23 protein-coding genes are annotated in these 26,640 nt (G+C 48.1%); 6 read left to right on the top strand and 17 right to left on the bottom strand.

What is annotated here, in order from left to right; translation table 11 throughout:
* Positions 1-93: 93 nt before the first annotated feature.
* From LHUE1_RS10545 to pcrA, 11 genes are all read right to left on the bottom strand, one after another.
* On the bottom strand, positions 94-1,317 hold the full coding sequence (locus LHUE1_RS10545) for an MDR family MFS transporter (protein WP_241484837.1): 1,224 nt from the start codon (positions 1,315-1,317) through the stop codon (positions 94-96).
* Positions 1,318-1,743: 426 nt separating this feature from the next.
* Positions 1,744-2,991, bottom strand: a complete 1,248-nt coding sequence (locus LHUE1_RS10540) for an IS110 family RNA-guided transposase (protein ID WP_213291551.1) — start codon at positions 2,989-2,991, stop codon at positions 1,744-1,746.
* A gap of 454 nt (positions 2,992-3,445) precedes the next feature.
* Positions 3,446-5,497 carry a glycoside hydrolase family 3 N-terminal domain-containing protein gene (locus tag LHUE1_RS10535; RefSeq protein WP_065425666.1) on the bottom strand — a complete coding sequence of 684 codons (2,052 nt, stop codon included), beginning with the start codon at positions 5,495-5,497 and terminating at the stop codon, positions 3,446-3,448.
* A gap of 451 nt (positions 5,498-5,948) precedes the next feature.
* Positions 5,949-7,319: a 23S rRNA (uracil(1939)-C(5))-methyltransferase RlmD gene (gene rlmD, locus LHUE1_RS10530; RefSeq protein ID WP_303246129.1), complete on the bottom strand. Its 1,371-nt coding sequence runs from the start codon at positions 7,317-7,319 to the stop codon at positions 5,949-5,951.
* Position 7,320: 1 nt separating this feature from the next.
* Complete coding sequence (locus LHUE1_RS10525; RefSeq protein ID WP_049169994.1) at positions 7,321-8,346, bottom strand: diacylglycerol kinase; 1,026 nt, start codon at positions 8,344-8,346, stop codon at positions 7,321-7,323.
* Positions 8,347-8,564: 218 nt separating this feature from the next.
* Positions 8,565-9,995 carry an Asp-tRNA(Asn)/Glu-tRNA(Gln) amidotransferase subunit GatB gene (gene gatB, locus LHUE1_RS10520; RefSeq protein WP_217774580.1) on the bottom strand — a complete coding sequence of 477 codons (1,431 nt, stop codon included), beginning with the start codon at positions 9,993-9,995 and terminating at the stop codon, positions 8,565-8,567.
* A gap of 1 nt (position 9,996) precedes the next feature.
* A complete protein-coding gene (gatA, locus tag LHUE1_RS10515) occupies positions 9,997-11,451 on the bottom strand; it encodes an Asp-tRNA(Asn)/Glu-tRNA(Gln) amidotransferase subunit GatA (protein ID WP_049169989.1) in 1,455 nt (484 codons plus the stop codon).
* A 3-nt stretch (positions 11,452-11,454) separates the two neighbouring features.
* Positions 11,455-11,751 carry an Asp-tRNA(Asn)/Glu-tRNA(Gln) amidotransferase subunit GatC gene (gatC, locus tag LHUE1_RS10510; RefSeq protein ID WP_049169987.1) on the bottom strand — a complete coding sequence of 99 codons (297 nt, stop codon included), beginning with the start codon at positions 11,749-11,751 and terminating at the stop codon, positions 11,455-11,457.
* Positions 11,752-11,803: 52 nt separating this feature from the next.
* The gene (locus tag LHUE1_RS10505) at positions 11,804-12,955 is read right to left on the bottom strand and encodes a CamS family sex pheromone protein (RefSeq protein ID WP_025012942.1); all 1,152 of its coding nucleotides are present in this window, start codon (positions 12,953-12,955) and stop codon (positions 11,804-11,806) included.
* A gap of 12 nt (positions 12,956-12,967) precedes the next feature.
* On the bottom strand, positions 12,968-14,992 hold the full coding sequence (gene ligA / locus LHUE1_RS10500; RefSeq protein ID WP_277848329.1) for an NAD-dependent DNA ligase LigA: 2,025 nt from the start codon (positions 14,990-14,992) through the stop codon (positions 12,968-12,970).
* A gap of 45 nt (positions 14,993-15,037) precedes the next feature.
* Positions 15,038-17,290: a DNA helicase PcrA gene (pcrA, locus tag LHUE1_RS10495; protein ID WP_049169984.1), complete on the bottom strand. Its 2,253-nt coding sequence runs from the start codon at positions 17,288-17,290 to the stop codon at positions 15,038-15,040.
* Between the two features lie 254 nt (positions 17,291-17,544).
* Here pcrA and LHUE1_RS10490 point away from each other — a divergent pair, with 254 nt between their 5' ends.
* The 5 genes from LHUE1_RS10490 (at position 17,545) to LHUE1_RS10470 (ending at position 21,611) form a co-directional block, all read left to right on the top strand.
* Positions 17,545-18,333, top strand: a complete 789-nt coding sequence (locus tag LHUE1_RS10490) for an SGNH/GDSL hydrolase family protein (RefSeq protein ID WP_049169982.1) — start codon at positions 17,545-17,547, stop codon at positions 18,331-18,333.
* Between the two features lie 3 nt (positions 18,334-18,336).
* Positions 18,337-19,548, top strand: a complete 1,212-nt coding sequence (locus LHUE1_RS10485; RefSeq protein ID WP_217774581.1) for a DUF3619 family protein — start codon at positions 18,337-18,339, stop codon at positions 19,546-19,548.
* A gap of 84 nt (positions 19,549-19,632) precedes the next feature.
* On the top strand, positions 19,633-19,803 hold the full coding sequence (locus LHUE1_RS10480; RefSeq protein WP_049169979.1) for a hypothetical protein: 171 nt from the start codon (positions 19,633-19,635) through the stop codon (positions 19,801-19,803).
* Between the two features lie 187 nt (positions 19,804-19,990).
* A complete protein-coding gene (locus LHUE1_RS10475) occupies positions 19,991-21,298 on the top strand; it encodes a Y-family DNA polymerase (protein ID WP_049169977.1) in 1,308 nt (435 codons plus the stop codon).
* The gene (locus LHUE1_RS10470; protein WP_049169976.1) at positions 21,276-21,611 is read left to right on the top strand and encodes a hypothetical protein; all 336 of its coding nucleotides are present in this window, start codon (positions 21,276-21,278) and stop codon (positions 21,609-21,611) included. The genes LHUE1_RS10475 and LHUE1_RS10470 overlap by 23 nt, the downstream gene beginning before the upstream one ends.
* 148 nt (positions 21,612-21,759) lie before the next feature.
* Here LHUE1_RS10470 and LHUE1_RS10465 read toward each other — a convergent pair whose 3' ends face one another.
* On the bottom strand, positions 21,760-22,263 hold the full coding sequence (locus LHUE1_RS10465) for a hypothetical protein (protein WP_010489165.1): 504 nt from the start codon (positions 22,261-22,263) through the stop codon (positions 21,760-21,762).
* 22 nt (positions 22,264-22,285) lie between these two features.
* Positions 22,286-22,720 carry an ACT domain-containing protein gene (locus LHUE1_RS10460; RefSeq protein ID WP_025012936.1) on the bottom strand — a complete coding sequence of 145 codons (435 nt, stop codon included), beginning with the start codon at positions 22,718-22,720 and terminating at the stop codon, positions 22,286-22,288.
* A 314-nt stretch (positions 22,721-23,034) separates the two neighbouring features.
* On the opposite strand from LHUE1_RS10460, the gene LHUE1_RS10455 reads away from it, so the two are divergent.
* Positions 23,035-23,241 (top strand): hypothetical protein, encoded by a 207-nt coding sequence (locus LHUE1_RS10455; protein WP_039638878.1) that lies wholly within the window; start codon positions 23,035-23,037, stop codon positions 23,239-23,241.
* A 64-nt stretch (positions 23,242-23,305) separates the two neighbouring features.
* On the opposite strand, the gene LHUE1_RS10450 is transcribed toward LHUE1_RS10455, so the two are convergent.
* The 4 genes from LHUE1_RS10450 to LHUE1_RS10435 all read right to left on the bottom strand — a co-directional run bounded on the left by LHUE1_RS10450 (position 23,306) and on the right by LHUE1_RS10435 (position 26,622).
* Entirely contained in the window at positions 23,306-23,839 is a 534-nt protein-coding gene (locus tag LHUE1_RS10450; protein ID WP_049169974.1) for a GNAT family N-acetyltransferase, read from the bottom strand.
* A gap of 95 nt (positions 23,840-23,934) precedes the next feature.
* Positions 23,935-25,482, bottom strand: coding sequence for a sensor histidine kinase (locus tag LHUE1_RS10445; RefSeq protein WP_277848328.1), 1,548 nt, complete (start codon positions 25,480-25,482; stop codon positions 23,935-23,937).
* Positions 25,479-26,210, bottom strand: coding sequence for a response regulator transcription factor (locus LHUE1_RS10440; protein WP_087911891.1), 732 nt, complete (start codon positions 26,208-26,210; stop codon positions 25,479-25,481). The genes LHUE1_RS10445 and LHUE1_RS10440 overlap by 4 nt, the downstream gene beginning before the upstream one ends.
* Positions 26,211-26,226: 16 nt before the next feature.
* Positions 26,227-26,622: an SdpI family protein gene (locus LHUE1_RS10435; RefSeq protein WP_025012932.1), complete on the bottom strand. Its 396-nt coding sequence runs from the start codon at positions 26,620-26,622 to the stop codon at positions 26,227-26,229.
* Between the last annotated feature and the right edge of the window lie 18 nt (positions 26,623-26,640).

Raw genomic sequence — 26,640 nt, 5'->3', positions numbered from 1 at the left:
CCTTCCCGATCAGGATGAATCGGACATTTTCAAAAAGGCAACCGGAAACATCGCACCCTCATCACTTCAAGCGGCAACTGACCTTGTCAAGCACTATCTGCTATGCGCCGCTGGATGTAACGGATCATTCAGCGCAGGAATGCTCTCCCGAACCGTGAGGGCAAAGCCTAATGCTGCCAAAAGAATCAACCCCGTCGCACTGACGAAGAGCAGGCGATAACTGCTGGTTCCTTCAATAATCATCGCGCCCAACAACGGTCCCAAAGCCCGGCCCGCGGAGGCAAATCCTTGAATCAGCCCTTGATAACGGCCTTGTTGCACAAGCGGCGTAAACAACGTCACATAAGTCGAAACCGCCGGCAAAGCCAGAACTTCTCCTACCGTCAAAACGATCATCGCAATAATGAACGTCAGATAGGCACCGGATCCGTTCAATAAAATCAAAAACGATCCGGCAAACAAGATAAAGCCAACGACCAAGCGTAACCGAATGTGTTTCAACAACCATCGATCAAATGCTGTCAAAATCGGTTGGAACAACACAATCAATAACGCGTTGATGGTCCATAAGAAACTGTAATCCTTAATCGTGAGCCCTTCACTTAGCATAAAGGCAGAAATGTTACTCTGCCACTGTTCGTACATCAACCATGTTACAAATAACGTCACCATTAACATCACCAGACGTGGTCGCGCCGGATTCCGGCCTTCTTGGGTCACTTGCTTGGCAGACGCCGTGATGGTCACCTTTTCAATGCGATAGTGCCACAGTGCGACTACCAAAAAGATGGCAAATAAACCGGCCGCCAACGCAAAGACCATGGCAATGCCATAAGGTAAAACAAAGCCGACAATCAGGGTGCCGATGACAAGGCCAAGATTTGACGTAAAATAGAGTACGTTAAACACAACACTCGGGCGCTTGTCCCGAATGCGCGTCGCATAAGAATTGATGGCTGTGGCTGTCACCCCGCTGCCTAAACCGGAGATGACTAACAGCAATGGATAGGCCGGCCACCCGTGAAAGAATATCAGCAAAGCGGTTGCGCCAAGATTCAAGCCGATCCCGGCCAAAATGGTGCCATAAGGTTGCCAATGATCAAATAACCAGCCGCCGAGACTATTGCCCACAACCATAAACATCGAGTTCAAAAACAAAACGATGCCAGCCACAGTCAGCGACTCACCCAAATATTCATGCATGTAAATCGTTGTTAACGGCCAAATCAGGCTAATACCCGTATTGGTAATCAGTGATCCCAAAAACAACCACTTCATGGCCAAGGTCTTATGTTGCACAATACTCCCCCATTTCATGTCACTGCTACTGATGATAATGGAAACGAGCGGAAAATGGCAACACGAATGAGCAAATATTTAGGGGGTTATCATGGTTTGCCCAAAAATCTTAGACAATAAGTTCCCGGCCGTGCCAAACTCCGCAATCTCCGGCCAGATGAGGGCTGGCGACCGCGAAGCTAGAGGGGTGGGCACGACTTAGAGCCTCTGCAAAACCGGCAGAGTCTCTAAGCTCGGCCTTGTACTACGCCGGGAAGATCGCCCGGCTAGTACAATTTTCTACCAGAAGTCAAGTCTCATTCATTAGGTTTTTCAGTGTTCTTGCGGTTTTCTTGTGGCGTATCGATAACGCCATGATCTAAAAATTTGAGTACACTAAACTAAGCCTTCGGTATTTCATTTTTTGACGGAGGTTGTTAGAATAAGTGTTGAATCAGATGTTGCCTATCGGCCTTTAGTTGCGATGCGATAGACATAGGTCTGATTGTTAATAACTAAACTGTAGAGTGTCCTGATGAGACGTGAAACAGATGCAATGGCAATCTTCTTGGTTCCGACCGCCGAAGAAGATTGCTTTTTCTTTTTGTAATAATCAACGATATGGTTGGGTTTGTTGGATCTGGCCGCAGAGGAAACCATGCAATTGATCACGCGATAGAGAATCTTACGAGCGTATGGATTACCGCGCTTTGAGATATGATCGCTTGCCGTATAGTCACCTGATTCATAATGACGAAGATCAATGCCTACGTAAGCATTAACCTGATTGCTTTTCTTGAAACGGGTTAAATCGCCAAGTTCTGCTAACAAAGTTACGGCGGAGGTTACCCCAATGCCAGGTAAGGATTCAAAGATTTTTAGCTCGGGTAGCGGAATAGCTAGAGAGCACATTTCCTTAATCAAATGTTTACGCCGTGCTGAGAGCCTGATTAGCTCACCCGCAATGTATTGAACCTGTTCTAACTCAACTGGTACTGCCGAGACGGCTGGAGCGGCCGTCAGTGCTACTTTGCCAAGCTTGTCCGCAATTGATTTCGCCCGTTGTTCGGATGTCGGGTACGGCGTTAGATGCCGCAGTGTTTCCACAAAAGCATCGAAGTTCTGACGAGACTTTAACAATATCTGTGGATGTGGGAATGTTTGGACAAGCCGCCAATAGAAAATACCATCAGTCGTTCCTGTAACGTGTTCCAACTCGGGAAAAGTTAACTGCAGGTATCGATATAGGCGATTTTTGTTCGTCACTAAATCCTGAACTGCCTCTTGATAAGTGCGATCTAAGTCTTTCAAGGCCATGTACACTGGATCCTCGACAAACGATTTACTACGATTCAAGATCAACTGACTTTGTGAGAGGCCGAGTGCATCCATGCGATCAGTCTTTCTCCCGTGAAGTCCCTTGATCATTGATAAATCATGCTTGGCTTGAAGCGGATTAAGCTGCATGTAGGGAACTGCATGTATCTCCAGAAAATGCTTGAGTCGCCGCGAGTAGACACCGGTCGCTTCAAAGACCACTTCAGGGATCTGTTCAGTATCCTGATCTGAGTATTGATGGATTAACTTAAGCAACTTGTCAAAACCCAGTAAATCATTAGTAATGGTGCAAGAATCGACTTCTCGTTGTGGTTCCGCCACAACCGAAACAGAAGTCTGTTTAGAACTCACATCCAGACCAATTGCAATACGCATGTAATTACCACCCTTCAAATTTTTGGATCCTGGTCATCTACTTTTCAATACACGGCGTCAAAGCGCCCATTAGACTGCGACCAGACTCTCAGGATCAATGAAGCCCGCCAATTTCACCCACGGCATTAAATGCCAAGTTGTAATCTACGGCGTTGGCTTCACGCTCACTCTAACAAAAAAAGTGATAGATATTGATCTGGCCTGATCAATATCTATCAACTAAGTTAGTCTATTTCACCACTGAGCCCCATCTGGCCTACGATTGCTCCGCCTTGGCACTCATATCTTAAATAACGCCATCATACTACCTCAGGGAAATAAAAGGTGAATATACTCTCATCATTGCAGAGTATGTTCACCTTTTTTATTGTGACAAGGCTTTATGAACCAGCCTCTTGTTTGTTAACATATCTTCCAAACAACTTGCCAGAAGCAATCGTACTATCTGATCATTTTAGTCGCGTGCTTTACGCCACCAAATCATACCCGCCGTGGTCAAAATGAGCACGACACCGAGTATCACAAGTCCGTTAACCACTTTTTCGCCTGCACGTGGCATCACGTTATTGTCTCCGCGAACTTTGTTAGGCGACTTTTTATCGGTAAAGGCCACTGTCTTTTGCTGCCCGGCACCACTAACTTGTGTTTCCAATCCGGTTGCGGCCGTTTTTAGCACTTGGACCGCATGATCAATGACAGGTTGTGTTGCATTTTTATCAGCAAGAACCTGTTTGGCCGCAGCTAATGCCGCTTCCAGTTTTGTCCAGGAACTGGTGGTGTATCGCTTAGCATCGTATGCCAGGACTTGGTCAACCAATTGCTGTAAAGCATCTTTATTGATTTTGACATTAGCTTTAACAAGCTCGGTAATGGCTTTCTGCAATGTTTGCGCTGCATGATCAACCGCAGCTTGGGTCGCCTCCTGGTCCGTCAAAACCTGATTGGCCGCAGTCAACGCAACTTGGTATTTGCCCCACGAATCGCTGGTGTAATCATTGGCGGCATAGGCGGCGCCCAGGTTCACAAGTGACTGAAGCGCGGTTTTATCGACTTTCGCGGCTTGTAGCGGTTCAATTGTCACCTGAGCATCTTCAATCCCCGGCAATCCGGTCGTCAGGGTCAGTTGCTGCGCCTTTGCTGTTAACGGAATCGTGAAGTTGAATTTACCGCCCGCTCCAACATCAGCCGTGGCAACGACATGTCCCTGATCGTCTTTAACCGTCAGCGGCTCGCCGGTTTGCCAGTTACTATCCACAACGGTGCCCGACACAGTTGCGGTCTTTTTCGCTTGGTCATAAGCCACGTTGTCGACCCGCACCTGTTTGGTTTCGAGTTGTACGGCAGTTAAAAGTCCCAACTTGCGCTTCAATGACAAGATCCGGAAAACATGCTGATCGATCGCCTGTTCCGAGAGCTGACCACTGGTGACGGCTTGGTGAATCTGCGGAATGGCCGTCGCATAATCATCGTTCATAATGCAGTCATTGCCGGCTGCTACCGCCAGAACGTCAACCGGAACGTTGTTATGGCTGGCCGCAAATTTAGTAATCGCGCCCATCCCCAACGCATCCGTAATGATCAACCCTTTGTAACCGAGTTTATCACGCAGAAGGTCAGTAACAACGCTCTTGGAAAGTGATGCCGGATAAACCGGATCAACGGATTGCATCACAATATGGGCAATCATAATTGAATCAACGCCAGCATCAATGCCTGCTTTAAAGGGCAGAAGATCCTCTTTTTCAAATGCTTCTTCCGATTTCGTCACAACAGCAAAATCAGTATGGGTGTCAACTGCCGAACCATAACCCGGAAAATGCTTAACGGTCGCTGCAATGCCGGTATTTTGCCATGCAGGAACAACCTGTGAAATATAATCTGCTGTTGCCGTATAATCCTGACCGATCGTGCGTGGATAAATGAAACTATCGGTATCGGCCGTGCTGTCAGCGACCGGTGCATAATTCCAGTTAATGCCTAAATTCTTAAGTATCGTACCAACCTGCTGCGCTTCCTGGGTCACTTTTGCCATGCCGCCTTCAGCGAATAAAGCTTGCGGTGACGGAAAAGCGCGCCCATTTGCAATCAACGGGTTCTGACTCAATCGGGAAACACTGCCGCCTTCCTGGTCCACGCCAATCAGTAACGGTAACTTAGCACTATCCTGAAAGCTCTGCAGTTTGTTCTTAAAGGCTGTTTGTGCCGCCTCCGGTGTTGATCCTTCCACGCTCGTGAAATCAGCACCGTAAACGATTAAGCCGCCAAGATGATACTTTGCCACATCGGCACGTGCCTGTGCTGTGTCTTGCGGTGTCCGTGAAACAAACATCTGCCCGATTTTCTCATCAAGCGACATCTTGGAAATGTACTGGTTCAGTTCCGCGTCGCTAATCGGTTGGTCACCAGCAGCATGAGCGACTGAAGCACTTGAAGATAGACCAATTGATCCTAAAAGTAAGACGCCACATCCAAGTATGGACGCCACCCGTTTGCCAAACTTCTTCATGAAAGTCCTTCTCCTTCCACAAATCTCCCAACAAATACTTAACATCATATTCTTTATCAGGTGAGATGACTGCCAAGCGCTAATAACTGGTAGACTTGACAGTGCACTAAATCCGGTTGTCTAGAGAATCATTAAGCACAGGCTCATTCTTTTCGGAAACTAGCAATTCCTAGTCGTTTCTATTCCTATACCGAAAGTTGAAACGTTATTAATATTTTGTTATCCCCTCCCATTTAATTTGCAAGTCCCAGCCATTAACGACAGTGTAAGCGTATGCGCCATTGCTGATGGTGTCAAGCAATAATTGATTTAGAACCATTTAATTTTTAATGATAAGATAAGGCAATCACTATTAAAAAAGCCAATCTCAGATTGACGATTTTCGTCACTAAGATTGGCTTTTCTGAATACTTATGCGTTAAATACTTTATAAAAAACCTTACGTCCAAAATTAATCGAGCGTCAAAGCCGTAATACTTTCAATATGCTGCGTCTGGGGAAACATGTCCACCGGTTGTGTCTGCTTGGCGGTGTAGCCGAATTCTGCCAACAATTGCAAGTCGCGTGCTAATGTTGCGGGATTGCAAGAAACGTAAACGATCTTCGGCGGCTTCATGTAACCCACCGCATCAATGAAGCTCTTGTCCAAACCTTTACGCGGCGGGTCAACCATCAGGACGTCTACCGGCAAGTCAGCGTCTTTCCATTTCTGAATCACATCTTCGGCCTTGCCAACTTCAAACGTCACATTTTTAATATGGTTTCGCGCGGCATTTGCCTGAGCATCGCGCACCGCTGATTCAACCACTTCAACGCCATAAACGTGTTTGGCATGACGCGCCATGGTGAGCGAAATGGTGCCGATACCGGAATAAGCATCAATGACGGTTTCTTTGCCAGTCAATCCCGCCGCTTCAATTGCTTGGGTATAAAGGACTTCGGTTTGAACCGGATTCACTTGGTAAAAACTAACCGGCGAAATCTGAAATTCGCTGCCTAATAGTTTATCCAAAAGATAATCCTGACCATAAATCGTTTTTGACTTGCGGCCAAGGATGACATTATTCCGTTTATCGTTTAAATTCACCACAACGCTTGTGACTTCCGGCAACGCCAACGTAATTTCTTCGACAATATCTTTCAGGTGTGGCACCTGCCATGTGCGCGATACCAAGACGATCATCATCTGGTGCGTGGCGTGACCGCGGCGAACCATGATGTTCCGAATAACGCCGCGGTTGGTCCGCTCATCATATGCTGGCACCTTGTATTTTCGTAAAAGATCCCGAACAACCACAATGGCGTGGTCAATTTTAGGATCCTGAATCAGAAAATCTTCAATTGGCACCAGATCATGGCTGTGTTTTTTATAAAAACCGGTTTGCAATTCATCGTTGGCCATGCGGACCGGCACCTGCGCTTTGTTGCGATAACCGAGCGGATGCTTCATGCCAATGGTGGGCAAAACATCAATCGCTAAGTGGGCTTTTTTATAAAGTTCTTCGATTTGGCGCTGTTTGAACTTCAGTTGCGCCGGATAAGCCAAAATCGACAGCGGCGCAATCCCTGTGCGAATATAAGCACCGTCTGCGCCCGCGACTCGATCAGGCGAATCGGTTAAACGTTTGACCACCTTGGCAAAGCCGTATTGTTTTTGAACTTTCAGCACGTGCACCTGCATTTTTTCGCCAGGCAAAGCATCCTCGATAAACAGTGGAAAGCCAGCGACTTTTGCGACGCCCATGCCTTCATAAGTGAGATCCTGAATGGTAACTTCCAGATCCTGATTCTTGGTAACAGCTGGTTGGGCCAAATTAGTCATCCTATTCATCTTGTGAGCCGATTTGACCATCACCATCAATATCACGATGCGAGATCGATTCGACTTCTGCCATGTAATCCTTTTGCTTCTGCGCATCCGTCCCAAGATTCTTGGTCGGGATTTCATCCAGATTAGCATACATCGCAATATGTTGCTTCAAATTAACAAATGTCATCGGTGCATCGCCGCCATATTCACCATCTAAGTTGATTTTAAGCGTCTCATTACCACCGGTTTTGACTTTCAGTTTTCTGGTCTTGGTATAAACAATGTTCGGGTCGTCGACATGCCGCCCGCCGTTAAACACCAACGCCATCAGCTTCAGTAAATTCGCCATATTCGCCGTTTTGACGATAATCAGGGAAAATTTACCGTCACCCAAAGCAGCGTCAGGCACAATCTGTTCAAAGCCGCCAACCGAATTGGTCAAACCAAGAAAGAACATGCTAGCCGGGCCTTCGTAAACGCCGCCATCATACTCCAGCTTCATCGGCATCGTCCGAACAGCCGGCAGCATTTCCGCTCCTTTGATCACGTAAGCAAAGTAGCCAAAAATCGATTTAACTTCAGACGGCACTGAGTAGGTAAGCTCACTTAATAAGCCGCCTGCCGCGATGTTCATGAAGTAGTGATGGTTTGCCTGACCAATGTCCATCGCCAGCGTCTGCCCTTTTAAAATCACCCGTGCCGCTTCAACCGGATTATCCCGGGAAATCCGCAGTGCCCGCGCATAGTCATTGGTGGTGCCAGCGGGAATGATCGCCATCTTCGGTCGCTTCTTGGCCGGGGCGATGCCATTGACAACTTCATTGATGGTGCCATCGCCACCAGCCGCGACAATTAGTTCAAAACCGGCTTCCGTGGCGCGTTTTGCTTCTTCGCGAGCAGAAAAAGGCTTCGGCGTTGTCTGGAACGTCGAGCTTTCATAACCTGCTTGCTCCATGATATCTAAAATGTCAGGAACGAAACGCTTTAGCCCTTCGTTGCCGGAGGTAGGGTTGTAAATCAAACGCGCTCGTTTTCTCATGGCTTATTGACTCTCCTTCAGTGCACAAGTTAACGCGCAATGCTGCGAACTTGTGGGTTCTCTTTATTCGGTTGGTGCATGTCCAAATCTGATAGCGACAGAAAATTTTAGCTTAGCCTAAACCGGAAAAACGGCGGCCCCGTGATTCACTCCGGACCGCCGTCAATCTTTACCAATTGTATGCTTACTTGCTAATGGTTCACAAGTACGGAAACGAATTAGCGCTTCTTGATCTCTGCCATCAGAATTTGGTTGACGACTTTAGGATTGGCCTGACCATGCGTTTGTTTCATGATCTGACCCACAAGAAAGCCAATTGCCCGGTCCTTACCAGCTTTAAAGTCATCAATACTTTGCTGGTTATCATCTAACACTGCTGTGATAATCGGGGTTAGTTTAGCCGGATCAGACAGTTGAATCAAGCCTTTTTCGCGAACCCAATGATCAGGATCGGTATCATGTTGGATAATTTCTTTGAAGACTTTCTTAGCCATCTTGCTGGAAATCGTACCGTCACCGATTAACTTGATCATCCCTGCCAAATGCTCCGGAGTCAGCGCAACTTGGCCTAATTCCATGTGCTTGGCGTTCAAGTAGCCAGAAACTTCGCCCATCAGCCAGTTGGACGCCTGCTTGGCATCAGCGCCTTGCGCCACGGTGGCTTCAAAGAAGTCTGACATTTCCTTGGTCTGAGTCAAAACGCCGGCATCATATGCTGGAATGCCCCAGTCTTGGATGTAATGCTCACGTCGTTCTGCCGGTGGTTGCGGCAACGATGCCTGAACCTCGTCAATCCACTGTTGTGATACCGTGACAGGTGGTAAATCCGGTTCCGGAAAGTACCGATAATCATCGGCGCCTTCTTTGACCCGCATCAAAATGGTCTCTTTTGCATCCGGATCCCAACGCCGGGTTTCCTGACGCACTTCACCACCACTAAGCAACACCGACTGCTGGCGCTTTTCTTCAAATGCCAGCCCATCGCGAACATGAACAAAGGAGTTCAGGTTCTTGATTTCGGTTTTAGTGCCAAGATGTTTTTGCCCGATTGGCCGAATGGAAAGGTTGGTGTCGACACGCATGGAGCCTTCTTCCATTTTAACATCGGATGCACCGGTAAACTGCACAATCTGGCGAAGCGTTTCAAGATAGGCATACGCTTCTTCCGGACTGGTGATATCCGGCTTAGAGACGATTTCGACCAGTGGTGTGCCTTGCCGGTTCAAGTCAACATAGGAATAGCCGTCATCTTCGTGCTGGTTTTTACCGGCATCTTCTTCAACGTGCAGTTCCGCAATGCCGACTTTTTTCTTCTTGCCGTTGACCTCAATCTCAACCCAACCGTTTGTCCCAAGCGGTTTCTCACTTTGGGTAATCTGATATGCTTTTGGGTTATCCGGATAAAAATAGTTCTTTCGATCAAAATGAGTCTCGCGGGTCACATCCGCGTGCAATGCTAAGGCGACCATAATGCCAAGTTGGTAAGCGCCGCGGTTAATACTCGGCAAGACGCCTGGGAAGCCCCAATCAATGACATTGGTTTCGGTATTAGGTTCCTGACCATAAGTCACCGGTGCTGGCGAGAACATTTTTGACTTAGTTTTTAATTCAACGTGGACTTCAAGCCCGATTGTCGTTTCAAAATTCATCTTATTTGCCTCCCGGGATCTGTGCTAAGTAGTCGTTTTGCGCTTCAAAAGCTGCGGCAACTTGGAAGATCGTGCTTTCGGCAAAAGGCTTGCCAATGAGTTGCAACCCAACCGGCATCCCATCAACAAAGCCTGCCGGTACGGAGGCCGCCGGTAACCCGGCTAAATTAACCGGGATTGTCAAAATATCATTCATGTACATCGTGACCGGATCGGTAACTTTTTCGCCAATCTTAAAGGCAACCGTTGGCGTCGTTGGCCCAATGATTAAATCATAATCGTTGAAGACTTTTTCAAAGTCGCGTGTGATCAAGGTTCGTACCTGACCGGCTTTTTTGAAGTAGGCATCGTAAAAGCCTGCAGACAGACTAAAGGTGCCCAGCATAATCCGCCGTTTAACTTCTGGTCCAAAGCCTTCGGAACGGGAACGAACATAAACGTCTTCGATATTGTGGACGTCCTTGGCGCGGAACCCATAACGAATCCCGTCAAATCGCTGCAAGTTCGAACTAGCTTCAGAACTGGCGATGATGTAATAAGCTGGGACAGCGTATTGGGTGTGCGGCAGTGAAACTTCCGTCACCGTGGCGCCCAAGTCTTCAAGCTGTTTGGCCGCCGCTTTGATCTTGTCAGCAACTGCCGGATCGACCCCTTTACCTAAGTATTCCTTAGGCAGTGCAATCTTCATACCTTTGATCGCCTGGCCAATCTTTTCGGTATAGTCAGGAACCGGCGTGTCAGCGGTCGTACTATCCCGTTCGTCGTGGCCGGCAATCACATTCAGAACCTGCGCCGCGTCTTTAACGTTACGAGTCAGCGTCCCAATTTGATCAAGGCTTGAGCTGAAGGCAATAAGCCCCCACCGGGAAACCCGGCCGTATGTCGGCTTGAACCCGACAATCCCGTTAAAAGCGGCCGGTTGACGAATCGAACCACCGGTATCACTACCCAAAGCAGCGACCACTTCACCAGCAGCAACAGCAGCCGCAGAACCGCCTGAAGAACCACCTGGAACGCGCGTATAATCCCACGCATTTTTGGTTGTCTTAAAAGCCGAGTTTTCGGTTGAAGAGCCCATCGCAAACTCGTCCAGATTGGTTTTTCCAACATTGATCGCACCTGCTGCTGCGAGTTTCTCGACAACGGTTGCATTATAAATCGGATTAAAGTTAGCCAGAATCTTGGAGGCTGCAGTTGTCACCACACCCTTGGTCACGATGTTGTCTTTGATGGCAATCGGGACCCCGGATAACGGTTGGCCTGCATCAATCCCGGCAGCATCCACAGCAGCTGCCTGCTTTTTGGCTCCGTCTGCATTGATGGCAAGAAAAGCCGCAACATCCGGGTCGATTTTGTCAATGCCGGCTAATGTCTCGTCAACTAATTGCTGACTGGTTAACTTACCAGTACGCAACTGTTCATGAAGCTGATCGAGACTGGTCTTAAAGTAATCCACGCGTTAATCGTCCTCCTTATCAATAATCGCCGGCACTTGGATCAAGGTACCCTTCTTGGTCGGAACATTCTTGAGCAATTCGGCAACCGGTTCCGCTGGCTTGGCAACATCCGGACGCATTACGTTCTCCAGATGAATACTTTGCGTGGTGACCGGTACATCTTTGGTCGAAACCTGCTCCAACTGTTCGACCATATCCAGAATCTCCGCAAGCTGATCGGTGTACTTCTCCAAATCAGCTTCAGAAAATTGCAGCTTAGCCAGACCGGCCACATGCGCAACACTGTCTTTAGAAATCATGCAATCCCCGCTTTCATTTTCTTTTTCATTCGTAGTTTACCATAAGATTGCCTCAATAACTCCCAAATACATGAGTATAAAAGCCTTTGTCACCGGAACTGCGCGAAACAAACGCCTGGATGCCTTGCGTACTTTGAATGGTAATTTCAATCGGAACGCCTGAAGGAAGGTATTTGCTGGCAGCAGTTGAAATATACTGGGTAAAGCTCTGAATTTCGGTCAACCCATAGAACTGGGTATTAACGGTGATATTCAGGCCAGCTAGGTTGCCATCTTCATAATGTGCCTGAGCGGTAATCCCAGCCAATGTCGGGAAGAACCCTTTTACCTGATTCGTAAAACTGGAAAAATCATTTGAAACGGTACTGTTAATCGCCTTGTGATCGCCGACTACCGGCAAAACCTCATTTTGCTGATTCAGTTTCTTCCATGAACCGATATCGGTGCCGTTTTTACTGGTGGCATGTTCGACATAAACACCACCGACCAGACTATCCTGTTCCGCATTTTTATAAATGCCGACCACAATTGGAATATCATCCGGCACTTTTTCCATTTTGCGTAAACGGGCGACGACTTTTGCCGCAATCGCTTCGCCTTGCTTTTTGATGGTTTCATCGGAGATTTCTGTCTGATATTGGGCGCCATATTCCGTCTTGGTATAATAGTCGACCTTGTTCATGCCTAACGCAATCGCAATCCCGCCTAACTTCATGCTATTGCCATCTTGCAGCATGAAATCCTGTTCAAGAATTTGTTGCAAATAAATCGGGTTACGGGTATCAGGATCTTTTTTCCCATTATCAGGCGGATTTAGGCCTTCAGCATTGGATTTTGATTCACGTTTCAGCCAGCTTCTGGCAGTGGCGGTGCTCAAGAGCTGCCCTTCTTCAAAAGAATACTTATCAGTCGGGAACTGGTTCTTGGCTAACGTCTGCAAGCCACTTTCCATACTCTTGATATTGAAGGTGTTGTCGCCTTGGTCATTTTGCTGCAGCGTCAAACCACGTGCACTGCTCGTCTGATAACGGCCGTTCTTGATAACCCCTTGATACATACTGTTATCAACTGTCCCCGTTGTCTGGTAGCTTCCTGTTTTAGTGCCGCCTGTACTGCTGCTATTACTGTCTAGATTCAACTTGCCACACGCTGCTAACAGCATAATCGCACCGGTCAGTAAGGTTAACGTCAAAAATTTCTTCATTGATGAAGTTCCTCAATTCTTCAAGTTCGCCAACAATTCTGTTTCATCCATCGTCGGAACATTTAATTTCTGGGCTTTCGTCAGCTTACTGCCAGCTGCTTCACCGACAATCACCAAATCCGTTTTCTTTGAAACCGATCCGGTAACTTTGGCGCCTAATTTTTCAAGCTGTTTCGTCAGATCCGGGCGGGAAAACTCGGCAAATTTACCTGTGATGACCACGGTTTTCCCGGAAACAAAGCTATCTTTTACCGCGGACTGCGTCGGACCGGTATAACGTAGGTTGACCCCTGCAGAACGCAATTGATCGATCAGCTTTCGTACCGTATCAGTCTTGAAATAGGTCACAACGGCTTCGGCAATAGTCGGCCCAATATTAGGAATCTCCGCAATGTCTTCCTGACTGGCAGCCATCAGGTGATCCAAGTCGCCAAAATGTTCCGCAAGAATTCGCGCGGCTTTCCCGCCAACGTGACGAATCCCCAATCCAAAGATTAGGCGTTCCACGGAATTTTGCCGACTGTTATGAATCGCACTTAATAAATTATTAATTGATTTTTCTTTGAATTTGTCCAGCTGAGCCAGATCGGTTGCAGTCAGGCGGTAGAGATCGGCGACATCCCGCACCAGGTGTTTGGCCTGCAGCTGCGCAATGATTTTAGGACCCAACCCGTCAATGTTCATGGCGTTACGCGAAGCAAAATGCGTCAGCTGCTCCTGCATTTGTGCCGGACACATCGGATTAATGCACCGCAACGCCACCTCATCATCGAGGTGCACTAGTCTCTGACCGCACGACGGACATTTTTCCGGAATCGGTGTCGGTGGCGTATTCGCCGGGCGCTTGGCAACCAGCACCCGCGAAACTTCCGGGATAATGTCGCCTGCTTTATGCAGCATGACCGTATCGCCAATTCGGATATCTTTATCATGAATCATGTCCGCATTGTGCAGGGTTGCCCGCGAAACCGTCGTCCCCGCCAGCTGAACCGGATCCATCACCGCGGTCGGCGTGACAACCCCGGTTCGCCCCACTGTCCAGACAATTTCATGGATCACTGTCTCGGCTTCTTCAGGCGGAAACTTATAGGCAATTTCCCACCGCGGCACTTTAACCGTGTTACCTAACTGGGCTTGCAGCGCCAAATCATTGACTTTTAAAACGATCCCATCAATTCCATACGGCAACGCATCGCGATCACTTGTGTACTTAGTAATGTACGCATCAATCGCCTGCATATCACTGGCAACTTCTGAACTGGGATTGGTGGTAAAGCCCAAATCATGCATGAACGCAATCGCTTCATGTTGCGTTTTCACGTTAAACCGATCAGGATCAATCAACGTGTAAATAAACGTGTCCAGTTCCCGACCGGCCGTGACGCGCGGATTCAGCTGACGCAAGGAGCCCGCGGCCGCATTACGCGGATTGGCGAATGGCGGATTGCCTTCAGTTTCCTGTCGGGCATTCAATTTAGCAAACGCCGCTTTAGGCATATAGCATTCACCGCGCACTTCGAGTGACAACGGCTTCTTCAAGGTTTTCGGTACCGAATCAATGGTCAACACATTCTTGGTGACGTCTTCGCCAATGTTACCATCGCCGCGCGTCGAGCCTTGGACCAATTTGCCATCTTCATAAATAAGCGATAAGGCAAGTCCGTCAATTTTTAACTCCACATTGTAATTAACCGGATGCCCAACATTAGCCTGCATGCGCGCATCCCATTCGCTAAGTTCTTCAAATGAAAAGACATCGCCCATCGACAACATAGGGATCGGATGCTGAACTTTGGCAAAGTCCGAGTTGATCACATCGCCAACCTGTTGCGTCGGCGAATCAGGGGTGACCAATTTAGGAAATGCCGCTTCTAACGCCTGCAAGTCACGATAATGATCATCATAAACGTTATCCGTTACGGTCGGTGCGTCTTTGGTGTAATACTCCAGACGCCATTGATTTAATTGCTTGCGCAGCTTGGCGACTTCCGCCTCGGCTTCTTCAAGCGTAAATTGAGCAGCTGGTTTTGTTAACACGGCGAGCCTCCTTGAACACCATACTTCATCCTCACGAACCCATCATCAAGATTCAATTTTCTTGATCGGGGCAAACGCGGCTAGCAACCGCTTGATCCCCATCGCTTTAAAGGCAATGTCCAATTCCTGATCATCACCCGTTCCGGTTACCTTGACGACGGTACCCGTTCCCCACTTACGATGCGTCACCTTGTCGCCAGCTTCCCAACTGGTCTTGCCAGCGCCGGTTGTCGGTACTGGTTTAACCGTCACCGGCGTTGCGGCGGTCTCGGCATGGCGGCTATACGGCGAACTAAATGCCCGATCGGTCCGGTTAATAAACGGAATATCGCTTTTCGGCTGATTGCCACCAACGACTTCAAGCAAGTCCGGATCGATTTCTTCAATAAAACGACTAGCCGGATTATTTTGTCGCTGGCCGTATAGCATTCGGGCATAGGCATTGGACAGATATAGCTTTTGCTTGGCGCGCGTGATGCCGACGTACGCGAGACGCCGCTCTTCCTCAAGCTCGCCTTCGTCCATAGCCGCCCGACTCAGCGGGAAGAGTCCTTCTTCCATGCCAACCAAAAAGACAACCGGAAATTCCAGTCCTTTAGCCGCATGCAACGTCATTAAGGTAACTTCCTGGGCATCTTCTTCTACTTCGTCCTGATCCGACAGCAGCGCCAACTCAGCCAGAAAGTCGACGAAAATATCGCTGTCCTCATTTTCCGGCTGATAGCGTTCGTCAAATCCTTGCGTCACCGATAGCAGTTCTTCAAGGTTTTCAATCCGAGTATCGGCTTCCAGCGTGTGTGCTGCCCGCAACGCATCCAGATAGCCACTTTCATCCAGAATAGCCTGCATCATGTCCGTAACATTCAAATCTTTGCGGCGGGTGCCGAGTTCCTGAATCATTTTGCCAAACTTCGCCAGATTACCGCGCGCTTTGCCAGAAATGGGACTGAGTTCGGCATTGCCTGCTGCTTCCAACAACGACCACCCATGCTGGCTGGCAAATGCTTCCAGCTTTTCGACACTGGTATTACCAATGCCACGCTTTGGTTCGTTCACAATCCGTGTGAAACTCATATCGTCTTCAGGATTGACGACTAAACGAAAATACGCAAGCGCATCCCGAATTTCCTTACGATCGTAGAACTTGTGACCGCCCACCATTTTGTAAGGAATATTGGACTTGACGAACGCCTCTTCAATCGCCCGTGACTGTGCGTTCGTTCGATACAAAATCGCAAAATCACCATAGTGGCGATGATGTTCGGCCATTTCTTCTTCGATGCGTCGGATGACAAAAATTGCTTCGTCAGTTTCACTTTGGGCGCGATAATACGTGATTTTGTCACCTTTGCTATTTTCGGTCCACAACGTCTTCACCTGACGATTCAGGTTGTTCTTAATCACGTCATTGGCCGCACTTAAAATGGTCTTCGTGGAGCGATAATTCTGCTCAAGCAAAATCACGCGAGCCTTAGGGAAATCCTTTTTGAAATCCAGAATGTTCTGCATGTTGGCACCGCGCCAGCCATAAATGCTCTGATCCGCATCCCCGACTACACAAAGATTGTGATAACCTTCCGCCAACATGTGCACGAGGCGATACTGGGCCTCGTTTGTGTCCTGATACTCATCAACGTGAATATAACGGAACTTACGTTGATAAAACGCCAGTGTCTCTTTGTCCTTTTCAAATAACACGATGGTTTGCATGATCAGATCGTCAAAATCCAACGCCTGATCGCTACGGAGCCGTTTTTGATACTCCGCATAAACTTCCGCGACAATTTTGGTAAAGGGACTATTAGCCTGTTCATCTGCATAAGTCTGCGGATCGATTAAATCATTTTTGGCATTCGAAATGGCCCCCAGGATTGACTTGGGGTCGTAGCGTTTGGGATCCAAATTGAAATCCGCCAGAATGTGTTTAACCAACGTCAGCTGTTCAGCTGGATCGGCAATTGTAAAGGCGCGATTATAGCCAAGTTTGTCGATATCTCGCCGTAAAATTCGGACGCAAAGTGCATGGAAGGTCGAGACCCAGATATCCCGAGCAATTTCAGGATCAACGAGCTTCCCTACCCGTTCACGCATCTCACGAGCTGCTTTATTCGTGAAGGTGATGGCAAGGATGTTCCATGGATTAACGTTTTTTTCTTCTACCAAATAAGCAATCCGGTGCGTTAACACCCGGGTCTTGCCGGAGCCGGCACCTGCCATAATTAAAACCGGTCCTTCGGTGGCCAGTACCGCCTCAGTCTGCTTATCGTTCATACCCTTTAATGCGGCATCCATTACCATTTAACGAATCGTCCTTTCAGAAAAACCAAGTGAAAAATTCCTTGACCTATTGTACCAAACTTTGGGCCTAAGCGTGAGTGCCGGCAAGATACGATATCAGCCAAAACAGGCGGTATTTAATGCTTACTTTAGATTCTCGCTTGTCCCGAAATTTCCGTCATTCGTTGTTATTGCATATTCATTGCGTTGACAGGTCACTCTGATACACTTAAAGAAAGCAGTCAGAGAAACAGTGACTCAAAAAAGGTGGTTCTATGAAAAAAGTTTGGGTGGGGTTGGGACTTTTATTATTACTGTTGGCTGCCGGTTGCGGTGTTCAACGGCATGCAGCTAAATCCAGTCGCGCATCGACATCCGCAAGTTCGCGCCAAGTAAGTGCTTCACAGAAGGCATCATCGGTACCACAGACGCCGTTAGCTAAATTGAAGGATCGCTCAAAAGATACATTGGTTTATGCACCTTTTGGCGACAGCCTTTCTGTCGGGCTTTTTGCAGATAAAAAAGCCAGTCGCTTCACTTCGCTTTTTGCTCAGCAGTTGGGGCAATTAACCGGCAAAACCGTTACTGAGGCAGGCATTGCTGAAGTCGGTAAAACTGCCACCAATCTCGGCGTCCCGGCGTTGTCAAGCTTAGTGGCGCAGCAGCCGGACGTAGTGACGATCGAGTTTGGCACCAATGACGCTGTGGGTGGTGCAACACCATCTGCCCTTGCTGCTTACCGCCAAGCCCTCACAACCATTGTGACGACGCTTCAGGAAAAGACCACCGCCCAACTGATCCTCATGACAACCTGGTCGCCGAACAACGGGCCGTATGCCGCCGCGGATTTAAAATTTGACGCTGTTGTCAAAGAGATCGGTCGCTCTTACCACGTGCCAGTGGCTGACTTAGCGACGATCTGGCAAGGCCATGATGATGTAACCGGCCCGGCTGGCACCGCCATTCCCGACTTTGCGGCTAATGGCCCGCGCGACACGTTTCATCCTAATCAAAAGGGGCATGATCAAATCGCTGCCCTACTCATCAAAACTTTGGAGGAATGATCCATGCAAGCATCTTTAAAATTTTGTCCCAACTGCGGTCAACCGATTGGCCCTGATGATGACTTTTGTCCAAACTGCGGCTTTGATTTGCGTGCTGCGCGACAACAGGCGCAAAGCACAAATCAAAAAGAAGCAGCCAATTCACAATCGTCACCTGCCACTCCTTCGTCCACCGCTTCTTCCACAACGGCTACTGCCGAACGTCGCCGCCCACCACGGTCACCACGGCGTTGGCTGCTCATAACCGGGATTGCCGTGATCTTAATACTGGGAATCGCTTATTTTGCTGGTGCGACTTATTACAGTCAGGATCGGCAAGTAACCGAGCTGGCCGAAGAAATGACCAGTGGAGATGCCGATGATATGGCGGAAGTCGCGGTAGCCAGCGATGGGACGGCGTTGCACGAGGACGATTTGAAGCCCCTTGCGCAACTCATCAAAAACCGCAGCGATCGCAGTCTTCTGCATAGCATGATTATGGCTAAGTCGACCAGCGGCACAGTTCAGATTGTCAAGGCAGGCCATGAGCTGCTTATTTTTCCAAAATATAAAGTCAAATTAGGGACAGCCGATGCCGTCGTCAAAACCAACCTTAAAAATGCCACACTCACTTTGAACGGCACGCCAGCGCAAGCCAAAGCGCATGACGGGCAATATATCATCACCGGTCAACTGCCGGGCGTCTACACGCTTAAACTCAGCGGCACGCATGACGGCACAACCAAAGATTTCACACGGGAAGTGGTGATCCCGCTAAAAGGTCAAGCATCGGATTTAACTTTAGATGCAGCAACGGCTTCCTCTTCCAGCGCCACATCTTCCAGTTCCGCATCATCGCAAAATTCACATCCGGATAGCAATACCCACGACGATGATAGCGATGACGATTATGATGACAATGGCGTCACGAAAACAACACGCCAGTATCCTTCCGACCCGTCAAAACGCAACGACAATCATTCCACCAGTGGCATTGTGGGCCGCTGGGAATCAGGCGACCAGGCAACGTTCACTTTTAATAGTGATGGCACTTATACGGCAACCAATAACGGCACGCCAAGTAACGGTAAGTGGGAAGTCGTTTATCGTGACGGCAATGTCTTCAATATCAAGTTCACCAAGTCTGATGGCGGCAGCACGGTTGAACCCTTCGTCCTTGATGATGACGACTTGATCGAAACCAATCTCAAAATTAAATGGGAACGCGATGACTGATTTGTCCGTATCCCCTTTGTCATTGATGCCATGGTGTTATACTAATGGTAGTATCCGAATTTAATTCGTTAGGAGGCGGATCGTATGACATCAGATAAGTGGCGGCCATTAGTGGTCACGTTAATCGTCATTGCCGCCATCTTTGCCGCCTTGTTTATCTTGGAAGTCTTCAACAATGGCGGTGGCATGGGAATTGCCCACGGCAGCATGATGCGCAGCATTTCGTCCTGGCACATGGGCGGTTGCATGCGCTAGATGTTTGCATTTTGATAGGCTTCATTGATGCCCCTGTTTGTGCATATGCACAGCAGGGGTTTTTATGTGGTGCTGAGCGTGAGCCGGCGCGCTTAGAAGTCGGGGAGCGCGTTATAGCATCCCCCCAAAATAAATAGCTTGCCTAAGCAAACATGTGTTCGTATAATGATAGGCAGAGGTGATCTTCATGGCCTATGATTATCCACACGAACCGCATCGGGTCATTTTTTTGATTGACAATAAGTCCTTTTACGCCTCAGTCGAAAGCATTGAGCGTGGACTTGATCCGCTCAAAACCATCCTAGTTGTGATGTCTGAACAGGAGAACACCAACGGCGGACTCATTTTAGCGACTTCGCCTATGGCCAAAAAAATGTACGGTCTCAAAAATAATGTCAGCCGCCAGCGCGATTTGCCCAATGAGCCGCATCTAATTGTCGTTCCGCCGCGCATGAACCTCTACATTCAGAAAAATCTGGCTATTAACGACATTTTCCGTCAATTTGTCGCCGATGAAGATTTATGGGCCTACTCAATCGATGAATCCATCCTTGATATGACCCATACTTGGCGACTGTTTGGAAAAACACCAGAGGCAGTTGCCAAGCTCATTCAATCGACTGTTCAACAGCAGCTAGGTCTGCGGACCACGGTCGGGATCGGTGAAAACCCGGTTCAAGCCAAAATTGCCCTTGATGTTTATGCCAAGCACAGTCCTGATTTACTTGGCGAAATTAAGTATGCGACGGTTCCGAACACCATCTGGAAAATTAACGAGATGACCGATGTCTGGAGTATCGGTCACCGCACGGCAGCGCATCTAGCGCGCATGGGCATTACGAACATGTACGAACTCGCCCATGCGAATCCTTATGCCTTAAAACAGGAAATGGGTATTATCGGCACTCAGCTGTTTGCAACCGCTTGGGGCGTTGATCGCACCAAAATCAGCAAGCGCATCGTGACCCGCCAGCCAAGTATCGGTAATTCCCAAGTGCTTCCGCGCGACTATAGCAATCAATTCGAAATCGAAATTGTCATCAAAGAAATCGGTGAACAGGTCGCAGCCCGCTTACGCCATCATCATAAACGTGCCGGTGAGCTTTCACTGGGTATCGGATTTTCATATGCAGAAAGCCAGCAAGACGGTCGGTCCGGCTTTACGCAAGCAAAGCGGATTCTGCCAACCAATCGCAACACCGACATTGTTGCAGCGTTGCGCGAGATTTTTCGAAAGAACTGGCATGGTGAAGTCATCCGTAACGTTGCCGTCTTCACATCCCGTCTGGCACCTGACACCGGCGAACAGCTTAACTTTTTTGAACCAGTTGATCGCCAAATCAAGGCCACCGATCTGGAACGAACACTCGATACGATTCGCAGTCGCTTTGGTTTCAAGGCGTTGGTGTACGCCAAAAGCGCGATGCATGGTGGTACAGCCATTCAACGTGCATCACTGGTAGGAGGACACAATGGCGGCAATAGCTATGACTAAAGACCTTAAAATCATCATGGAACGGTTAACGCCACTATTTAAGCGCAAACGAAACACACGGTATTGGATCTCACTGGTGAATCAGACCTACACGCCAGCGTTCAACTTCTTTTTTAACATTCAACCCAAGGATCAACGGCAGCGCTCGATCCCGTTGCACAGTCTGCACGGCTATGATCTTGCCCAGTTAGAGGCTTTCCTTGGTTTGTTACGCAAACAAACGCAATTAACCATTGAATTTGTCGGTTTTGAAGACATGCGCTGGCCGCAAACCAACCGAGTTATTCAACGCCGTGCCCGTCTTGATGAATGATGCCCTGCTCGGTAGTCCGATTGCGTGCCTAATATAGCTAAAAGCTGAATATTGACTCCAATAAAAAAGCCAGCCTCAGACAACAAGACTGACTTTTCATCATGATTAGCACTAATTGATCGATGCCCCCATCAGACGATTGATCAAATTAATAGGCAATCGTATAAGAGTGGCGTTCATCAAGCACAAAGGCCTCAGCCATCTCGGGGCCATGCTGAGCAAGAATCTGATCCGCTAGATAAGCCTGGAGATCTTCATGGAAGTAGGTTTCAAACCCAAAACTCCACGCCTGCACCAAATGTTTACCTTGGCGCCGTCCGGCCTTAAAGTTCTCATAAATTGCGTGGTAAATGGAACGACCCGTTAACCGGACGCTCACTGGCAAGACAACGCGTTGATTGCCATGCCGGAAACGCGCATTAACCGTCCGAAAAGTCATGAAGCGAATAATGAGTAAAACACTTGGAATCATAATGCTCAAGCCCACTAGCGCGACAAAAATGATACCCAAAACAAAACCAACAGCACTAACTGCCATGGCGCCGGAAATCACGACGCTTAGGCCGATCACAAACAAAATCAGTAACAACGCTGGAAATAAAGCAACGCCAGCGACTAAAACCCAGAGCAACAATTTAATTGCTATTTTCATAAAGCCTCCAAAAACATGCTGTTTATTCAATGGAAATCAGGTGCACATCACTGACACCGCGAATGCCGCCAAGTTTAGTAGCGAGATCATCAAGGGTTCCTTGAAGCGCCGAAATATCAAATGATATAACGACACTTGCCCAGTTGTGGATCGGAATATTCTGGTTAATGGTCACGATGCTGGCTTGAGCTTGTGACATCACAGTCAAAACTTCCGACAAAATGCCGCGATCGTGATGAAGCATCAATGAAATGACCGCCTTACGCGATGCCATTTCATGATCTGGTAAAAACACATAGTCCTTGTATTTGTAATAAGTGCCGCGGGAAATGCCAACTCGTTTAACCGCTTCGCTCACCTGTTTAACTTCGCCATTTTGGAGCAATGCCCGCGCGGCAATCACTTTGCCGACCACGTCCGGAAGAATCGAACTGTCAACAATATAAAACTGCTTCACGCGAATCCCCCCAAAATGAACCGACTGCCAGTATGCGCTTCTCACCGACAGACATCCGTTCGAATATGTTCATATTGTAACAGTCATTGCCACTTCTGAAAAGCAATCGTCAAATTGTAAAAGATTTGACATGTTTTCAGGAAAATAAGCTCTCTTTACTTATAACACTTCGCCAAGCGCTGTCAATTCCACTTTAGGTAATCTCCGTTATAGCTCGATAGCTGCACCTATTTCATCAATGAACCTTTAAACGTCTGCTATTTTGCAGTAGGCTGATGGTGTCTTTGAAGGGAAAAGCATGAGGGGGCTTCTGAATGAAGATGCGGCAACCGTATCATTTATCTTGGCAATTACTGACAGTGGCAATCATCATCGCGTTTATAGCGTTTGTCGAATACTGGCCGCACCTGAGTGATGACGCGTTAATGGGCAGCGGGCTCATCAGTGGTGGACTTTGTATCGGTGCATTACATATGGCGCACCACGTCACCGACACGTCCAAAAGTCACAAGAAAAAGTAACACCTCTTGCCAGACAAAATGAGCTGCGGTTTTAACCGCAGCTCATCACTGTTAACACCTGATGTTACTCCAATGTTTCAGCTAAAAAAGGATGGGCGTAATTGACTTTTCCGCGCACGCTAGCCAAAACGCCGGGGACCAGCTCCTTAATGAGATGGTCTTCGGCCACGATCGGAAACGGTGGCTCGAGTCGATAGTTTGCGGCCTTGCGAAAGCCGATGCGGCCGAAGAACTGCCGATCGCCGATGACGCTGACAAAATCGCGACGTAGATCTGTGGCCCGCATATCGAGCTCCGAAACAATCGCCATCCCTAACCCACTGCCTTGATAATCAGGTGCTACGGCCAAGGGGGCCAAGGCCACACCTTGCATATGGGCATCAGGCGTAATGGTGACTGCAGTCATCAATCCGTAACCGACTAAATGACCGTCGATGGTCGCCACCACTTCCAGCGCTGCATCATAATCAGCGGTGCGTCGTAACTCAGCGACTAACGCTGCTTCTCCGTGATAGCCGCGCTTGCTGCCGCTAAATGCGGTTTGCAATAAGGCGTCTACCTCGGCAAAGTCGTTTTGCTGTATTCGTCGAATGGTCATAATTGTCTCCCTTTTGTTATAATAATTTTTATTATACACGTTTTAACGTTTCGGTGACGTGCTGTTTCGATGTCACTGCCATTTTTGAGGATGCGTTATTTATTTGGCTTAGTCTGCTGATCTGAGCCACTGGTGGTGTTGGCTGTCGAGTCTGGCTTGGTCGCAGCTGAATCGCCTGATGGCTTTGAACCGATTTGCTTCTTTTGCTTAGGTGCCGTCTCTTCATCAGGGAAGATCAAAGTAAACGTGGTACCTGATCCTAATTCAGAGTCAACATCAATGGTGCCGCCATGCAGGCCCATCAGTTGATGGACAATGGCCATACCTAGACCGGATTCGCCGTATTTCGTATTTTTCCGCGAAGGATCAGCTTTATAATATCGCTCCCAGATGTTCTTCATCTGATCTTTGGACATACCGATGCCGGTATCACTCACCCTAAACTCGGTTTGGTGGTAGCCTAATTTCCCATTAATCGTAATTTGTCCATTTTGCGTAAACTGAACCGCATTTTGGACAATGTTGAACATGATCTGAACAAACCGGTCGTGGTCGGCATAAGTTGGCAGCTTTTCCGGTGCTTCAATCGTAATCTTGTCGCCAGCTTCTTCGGCTTTTTGTGCCAGTTGTTCGGCAATATTATCAAGATCCTTGCGGGCGTTGAAGGTATGTTTGCTCAAAAGAATCTGATTCGTGCGAATCTTTTCATAATCAAGGTTCTCGTTGACCAAGCGAATTAAACGATTGGTCTCGTTACGCATGAGTTCAATGCTCTTCCCCTTGCTTTCTTCGGGAATTGCATCGTAAGCCAAGCCTTCCAGCAAGCCGTTAATCGTCGTCAGCGGTGTCCGCATTTCGTGAGCTGCATCCGCCATAAACTGCCGGCGCCGATCTTCTTGCCGCTGAATTTCCTGCTGGCTGGCTTTCAAAGACGTCACCATGTCACGAAAATCATCCGCTAGTTCTGCCACTTCATCATGGCTGCGGCTTTTCATTTTAACGGTCACATCGTAGTTGCCTTCCGCCACCTGATGCGTCGCCTGGCGCAGTTGATTAATGCGGCGAACCTGATACGACACAATGAAGTAACTGATAATAAAGGCCGCCAAAGTCGATAAGACGAAAGCGATGAGTAAGTTGTGCTCGGTCTTGTTAATCGAGCTTTGAATTTGCTCGACCGGTGCAAATGCCGCAATGACAAATAGTAGTTTTTCACTCAGGAAAACCGGCTGGTAATAGATTGTCATATTTTGGGATCGGCCGCTCACAGGATTGGTCATCAGCTCCGGTACGGCAACGGCTGAACCTTGTTTTAACTTTTTCCAGTAACTCGATTTAATCGCTGCCATCGGGCTTTTTTGTGAAACCGGATACTTAGCCACGTTGTTCGCATCATAAATAACAAAATGCACGTGTTGATCGCTAAGAATCTCCTCGGCATTTTGGATAAAGCGTGCATTGATCACGTAAGTATTTTCATCGACAGCGTTGTTTTTTAAAACGTCAGTGTACTGTTCAAGCTGCTTAAACCCATTTTCCCAAACTGTATTGGTTGTCGAACGAATGAACAGAATCGACACAATTACCAAGGTCACCATGATAACTGCAAAAAAGCCGATTAACTGTTGATAGAGCATTTTCATTGATCAAGCCCCGAATCATCAAACTTGTACCCGACGCCCCAAACGGTTTGAATGATTTGCGGACCGACCTTTTCGATCTTTTGACGCAGCTTTTTAATATGCGCATCGACTGTGCGTTCGTCACCATAGTATTCATAATCCCACACCAGCTGAAGCAATTGTTCGCGGGAAAAGACCTGCTTGGGGCTCTTGGATAACGTATGCAACAAATCGAACTCTTTGGGTGTCAGACCCTCGATTTGTTTGCCATTCAAATAAGCTTCACGCGTCTTGGTACTGAGCTTGAAATGATCGGTTTCAACGTCAAAGCCATCCTTCTTTTCCTCGGGCGCGGCCTGCTCCGCACCGACTTCAGCACCAACTTCAGCACGGCGATGCAATGCTTTAATGCGCGCAATCAGCGTAATCGGCGAAAATGGTTTGGTTACATAGTCATCCGCCCCAAGTTCAAGTCCCAGCACCTGGTCACTTTCAGTATCGCGGGCCGTCAACATAATCAACGGGACGGTTTCACTGATCTGGCGGATTTCCTTGGCCACCTGCATCCCGTCCATTTTAGGAAGATTCAGATCCAGGGTGATGATGTCAAAACTATCGGGTGCTTCTTTAAACTTAGCAAGCCCTTCTTCGCCATCATAAGCGTTCACGACTTCCCACTTTTCTTTTTGAAAAAACATGGCCATCATTTCTGCCACGCTTGTATTGTCTTCAATCATTAATAGTTTCACTGATAAACCCCTCATTTCACAAATCTTTAAAACCTTTACGGCGTTTAGGTTTCGGAACGTCATCCGGTGCGACATAATCGTAAGGAAGCTGGTGATGGGCTTCAAGATACTGTCTTAGCCGGCTTTCGGTATAAACGAATCCCGGTAAGAATAACAGTACAGCCACAAAAAGCCAAATGATGAAAAAATTATCCCACGAAAGCCGGTGAATGATCCAACCGGCAGCGCCTTCGAGAGCCCCGGTAACAATCAATGCCTGGCAAAACCACCGTTGCGCTAGACGAAAACTATCGGCATTGACACTGGCGAGATAGGATGTGTAGCCCCAGAAATTGGTTTGATGTCGCGGTCGAAAAAGTACCAGAAGGATGCCCATTAGTAATTGCATGCATCCAGCAACAAGTAAGATCATAGACATGCCTCCATAAAA

Origin of the sequence: Lacticaseibacillus huelsenbergensis (assembly GCF_029726355.1) — a bacterium.
In the GTDB taxonomy this organism is placed as follows: Bacteria; Bacillota; Bacilli; order Lactobacillales; family Lactobacillaceae; genus Lacticaseibacillus; species Lacticaseibacillus casei.
The sequence above is the reverse complement of the archived record's forward strand: the minus strand, read 5'-3'. Positions and strand labels throughout refer to the sequence as shown.

Bases quoted from the DNA above. Each gene is read 5' to 3' on its own strand.
- LHUE1_RS10450 (WP_049169974.1), bottom strand. From the start codon at position 23,839: ATGACCATTCGACGAATACAGCAAAACGACTTTGCCGAGGTAGACGCC.
- LHUE1_RS10505 (WP_025012942.1), bottom strand. From the start codon at position 12,955: ATGAAGAAATTTTTGACGTTAACCTTACTGACCGGTGCGATTATGCTG.
- LHUE1_RS10475 (WP_049169977.1), top strand. From the start codon at position 19,991: ATGGCCTATGATTATCCACACGAACCGCATCGGGTCATTTTTTTGATT.
- gatB (WP_217774580.1), bottom strand. From the start codon at position 9,995: ATGAATTTTGAAACGACAATCGGGCTTGAAGTCCACGTTGAATTAAAA.
- LHUE1_RS10435 (WP_025012932.1), bottom strand. From the start codon at position 26,622: ATGATCTTACTTGTTGCTGGATGCATGCAATTACTAATGGGCATCCTT.
- rlmD (WP_303246129.1), bottom strand. From the start codon at position 7,319: ATGACTAATTTGGCCCAACCAGCTGTTACCAAGAATCAGGATCTGGAA.
- LHUE1_RS10535 (WP_065425666.1), bottom strand. From the start codon at position 5,497: ATGAAGAAGTTTGGCAAACGGGTGGCGTCCATACTTGGATGTGGCGTC.
- LHUE1_RS10485 (WP_217774581.1), top strand. From the start codon at position 18,337: ATGCAAGCATCTTTAAAATTTTGTCCCAACTGCGGTCAACCGATTGGC.
- LHUE1_RS10525 (WP_049169994.1), bottom strand. From the start codon at position 8,346: ATGAGAAAACGAGCGCGTTTGATTTACAACCCTACCTCCGGCAACGAA.
- LHUE1_RS10490 (WP_049169982.1), top strand. From the start codon at position 17,545: ATGAAAAAAGTTTGGGTGGGGTTGGGACTTTTATTATTACTGTTGGCT.
- pcrA (WP_049169984.1), bottom strand. From the start codon at position 17,290: ATGGTAATGGATGCCGCATTAAAGGGTATGAACGATAAGCAGACTGAG.
- LHUE1_RS10480 (WP_049169979.1), top strand. From the start codon at position 19,633: ATGACATCAGATAAGTGGCGGCCATTAGTGGTCACGTTAATCGTCATT.
- LHUE1_RS10445 (WP_277848328.1), bottom strand. From the start codon at position 25,482: ATGAAAATGCTCTATCAACAGTTAATCGGCTTTTTTGCAGTTATCATG.
- LHUE1_RS10470 (WP_049169976.1), top strand. From the start codon at position 21,276: ATGGCGGCAATAGCTATGACTAAAGACCTTAAAATCATCATGGAACGG.
- LHUE1_RS10545 (WP_241484837.1), bottom strand. From the start codon at position 1,317: ATGAAATGGGGGAGTATTGTGCAACATAAGACCTTGGCCATGAAGTGG.
- LHUE1_RS10455 (WP_039638878.1), top strand. From the start codon at position 23,035: ATGAAGATGCGGCAACCGTATCATTTATCTTGGCAATTACTGACAGTG.
- LHUE1_RS10465 (WP_010489165.1), bottom strand. From the start codon at position 22,263: ATGAAAATAGCAATTAAATTGTTGCTCTGGGTTTTAGTCGCTGGCGTT.
- gatC (WP_049169987.1), bottom strand. From the start codon at position 11,751: ATGATTTCTAAAGACAGTGTTGCGCATGTGGCCGGTCTGGCTAAGCTG.
- LHUE1_RS10540 (WP_213291551.1), bottom strand. From the start codon at position 2,991: ATGCGTATTGCAATTGGTCTGGATGTGAGTTCTAAACAGACTTCTGTT.